Annotated in this window: 5 protein-coding genes; all 5 read right to left on the reverse strand. The window is 42.4% G+C overall.

What is annotated here, in order from left to right:
• Positions 1 to 570: 570 nt before the first annotated feature.
• Entirely contained in the window at positions 571 to 855 is a 285-nt protein-coding gene (locus tag HW115_RS19405) for a DUF8066 domain-containing protein (protein ID WP_178935294.1), read from the reverse strand.
• A gap of 147 nt (positions 856 to 1,002) precedes the next feature.
• Complete coding sequence (locus HW115_RS19410) at positions 1,003 to 1,386, reverse strand: hypothetical protein (protein WP_178935296.1); 384 nt, start codon at positions 1,384 to 1,386, stop codon at positions 1,003 to 1,005.
• Positions 1,387 to 1,517: 131 nt separating this feature from the next.
• Complete coding sequence (locus HW115_RS19415; RefSeq protein ID WP_178935298.1) at positions 1,518 to 1,988, reverse strand: hypothetical protein; 471 nt, start codon at positions 1,986 to 1,988, stop codon at positions 1,518 to 1,520.
• 637 nt (positions 1,989 to 2,625) lie between these two features.
• Positions 2,626 to 3,036, reverse strand: coding sequence for a hypothetical protein (locus HW115_RS19420; protein ID WP_178935300.1), 411 nt, complete (start codon positions 3,034 to 3,036; stop codon positions 2,626 to 2,628).
• Between the two features lie 91 nt (positions 3,037 to 3,127).
• Positions 3,128 to 3,537 (reverse strand): hypothetical protein (locus HW115_RS19425; protein ID WP_178935302.1); only part of this gene is annotated, 410 nt, incomplete at its 5' end.

A 3,537-nucleotide genomic window follows, 5' to 3' on the forward strand; every position in this document is an offset into this window, starting at 1 on the left:
AGGGGAAAACCTTCGTTAATCCAGGCACAAAAAAGCGCCACTGGAATAATGACGCTTAGAATACCACATGAAACAGCCTTGAGCCGCCAGATCTAGCCTTCGATGGATCTAAAAGGTTCAATTTTTTGTCGAACGTAAAGCACACCGGCCGCGATGTGCCAGATGTGCAAAGATTAAAGTTTCAATTATGAAAAACAGGCGAAAAACCTGGCTTGTCAGCTACTAGCGGTCGGGTGCTGCGACTTGTTATGCAATTTGGTTTCCTCCATCTTTCCTGATGCTTTTACGAATGACTCGGAATACAGATTTAAGCGAATCTCGATCAAGCATTCATTCCGCCTTGCGAGAATAACCGTTGAATCCACTGAGTGAACAAACTTATGGTTTCATCCTTCGAGCCGATTCGGAATAGTCAACCATTTGAATGATCTGCCTATTTTTTCGCATAACGTAAAGTTCACCGGCCGCGATGTAAGCGTCGATAAACGGTTAAAGTTTCAATCTTGTAGAACAGTAGCAAAACCTGGCCTGGCAGCTACTAGCGGTCGGGTGCAACGACTTGTTAGCCTACTATTTTTCAAACGTTGAGTTAGCCTTCCAGCTCTTGAACAGCTCACTTCTCTCTTCAACCGACAAGCTCTTATCTGGCTTAACCTCGTTCAAAAATTCATTATATAAAACTCTTTGCGCTTCCTCTAAAGTAGTTCCTTCATTCATTTTTCGTAATTGCTCAGCAAGCAGAGAGGCGGCATCAGCAACCCGCTCGTGTGCCGTCATAGCCCTCCAACCAATGAGAAGCCATAATACTGTCGTTATAAGCCCAACTATTGCTATAAATATTGCGAATCCTTGCATGTCTATTTGTGTATTTATTTTTGGCTAACGTAAAGCACACCGGCAGCGATCAGGCGCCGGCATACGAATTAAAGATACAATATCGTCAAATGGTTGCCAGTCGCAAACTCGACAGTTACTAGCTGTCGGGTGCTGCGACTTGTTCGGTTAGTTATATTTCCCCACCTTATAGGTTTCGATATCCTTCCCTCTACGCACTACGATTAGCTTGTTTGTATATTCGAGAAGAGTGAGTTCATGCATAACTGTATCTTTGTCAGATTTAAGCAATAGACGGCCATCACTCGAAATGCCCCAGATCATGCCAGGTGAAGCAATCCAACCACCTTTCTCTCCTATGGTTGCTGCGACAAAATCTCCAGAATCAGCGAATGCCAAACTCATCATCATATCGTCATCCAGCAGGGTAAGACGCTTCCCCGAAATCATATCCGGTAACCATATTTGGGCCTTAAGTTGTCGGGGAGAAGGTTCAATCATACCACAGCCATAGATGAGCGCAGATAGAACTATTATTGCGATGTGTTTCATTTTTTACCGAACGTAAAGTTCACCGGCGGCGATGTAACCGCAGATGAAATGATTAATGTTTCGATTCTGTAAACCAGCAGCAAAACCTGGCCCGGTAGCTACTAGCCGTCGGGTGCAACGACTTGTTCGGTTTATTTTTTGATATATGGCTCGTGGTCGACCAATGAAAAATTTATATGCTCGGCTTTGAGGTAATCATGACCATCCACAGTTACAGTCTTGTATCTCACAATGAGGTAATGCGACTTACCCTCTTTGCGTAGATCACGTGGGTTTCTCTCCCACAACTTTTTGTAATCCTTAATCGGAACATACACACCAATCCTTTTATCAGAAGCGGTGATAATAGTCAGTTTCTTATGATTCGTAAAACCAGCTTTAATCATTCTCTTCTGGCCCGAAATCATTCGATCAAATTGATCTCTTGGGATATCCTTCATCACCCCTTCAGCCTTCATCTTCTCTAGGCCTTTGATTGCGTTCAAGCTTATCTCATCAAGGTTAATAAACCTATAAACTGGATAACCCTTGATTTCATCAGCGCAACAATGCTGCGACACATACAAAATTACACATGCTAAAATGCTAAGTAGTCGTTTCATATTTTTTACCGAACGTAAAGTTCACCGGCCGCGATGAAAGCGTCGATAAACGATTAAAGTTTCAATTTTCTAGAGCAGCCGAAAAACCTAGCCCGGCAGCTACTAGCGGTCGGGTGCAACGACTTGTTCGCTTAGTTGTTTTATAGGATATGCTCGTAGTATAATATACAACGAACATGCACCACCCATTGATAACAACAGCACGATCTCTACTACGTAGCGCGGCCAATCCATCACTACTGGATTCCATGCTGTAGAACGCACTCCATCCCAAGAACTATGTTGTCGGCTCTTGAAAGCTTCAATCTTATTCTTATTCTCTTCGGCGGTTTTACCCATTATGAGGTAGTCAGTCTTATAGAACAAATGCCAAACAATAAAACTTCTCCCAGCCGATTCAAGGCTACTGGATTCTAACCGTGGCGGAAATAGAGAATGCAAAAAGATTAGGCTAAATATTACCAGCCAAATTTTGCCAATTAGTATTAATGTTCTCGGCATGATCATTTTTTAGCGAACGTAAAGCTCACCCGCGGCGATGAAAGCCCAGACAAGCGGTTAATGTTTCAATTTTGATTAATTGTCGAAAAACCTGACACCACACCTACTAGCCGTCGGGTGCAGCGACTTGTTATGCCTAATTTTTAATACGAGTGATTGTCAATTTACCGTGTGGTGGAAAATCCCACTTATAGCCAGCTTGAACACAAATCTGATCTAAAGCATCTCCAAATGCTATCGTGCCTTTAGTTATATTAACTTTCACCTTAGAATCTCCGCCACGAACAATAGTGCTAATCCTCATATCGTCATCAGCAGTCCTCAAAGCCAGCCGTAGCTTGTCTAGAGCTTCAACGAATCGAGAGTCCTTAATCTCTAGATTAATTAATTTTGTTTTGAATGCTTTGACCATTATCGGTTCTAGCTCTTTAGATGGAGCTTCCGAATTAAATGCTTTATACCGATTCTTCCAATCTAAAGCTTCAGCTGAACATAGTAATACTGATGTGAAGATGAACATCTGAATTAGCATTCTCATTTTTTGCATAACGTAGAGTTCACCGGCAGCGATGTACCAGATGAACAAAGATTAAAGTTTCAATTCTGATTTATGGCCGAAAAATCTGGCTCGGTAGCTACTAGCTGTCGGGTGCAACGACTTGTTGGGCTTGTTTTTGTTGCGAAGAATCTTCCTCCGCCTTTTTAATAATGCTCTGTATTTTACGCCTGTAATCGCGATCCCCCATAACCAATAGCCTCCACTTACCATTCTTATAGTCCGCTGAAACTCCTGTATCTACGGAAGAGCCATCAGCCACACCTCTAGTGAGCGCCATAGCATTCTCAATGCTAAGGGACTCTAGATCAATATATGCAGAATTCGGCAAACTGTGAGTCGTATCAAAAACCTCTAATGACTTGATCGCCTCATTCATAAAATACTCATCTGAGTAATGAATAAAAATAGCTTCACCATCGGGAGATGCCTCAAAGCGAATATCAACATCTGAGAATAAGGTCTTAATCTCTTTCAAGGCTTCATCTTGCC

The sequence above is a fragment of the Oceaniferula marina genome, from assembly GCF_013391475.1.
GTDB classification, from domain to species: Bacteria; Verrucomicrobiota; Verrucomicrobiia; order Verrucomicrobiales; family Akkermansiaceae; genus Oceaniferula; species Oceaniferula marina.

Bases quoted from the DNA above. Each gene is read 5' to 3' on its own strand.
- HW115_RS19405 (WP_178935294.1), bottom strand. From the start codon at position 855: ATGCAAGGATTCGCAATATTTATAGCAATAGTTGGGCTTATAACGACA.
- HW115_RS19410 (WP_178935296.1), bottom strand. From the start codon at position 1,386: ATGAAACACATCGCAATAATAGTTCTATCTGCGCTCATCTATGGCTGT.
- HW115_RS19420 (WP_178935300.1), bottom strand. From the start codon at position 3,036: ATGCAAAAAATGAGAATGCTAATTCAGATGTTCATCTTCACATCAGTA.
- HW115_RS19415 (WP_178935298.1), bottom strand. From the start codon at position 1,988: ATGAAACGACTACTTAGCATTTTAGCATGTGTAATTTTGTATGTGTCG.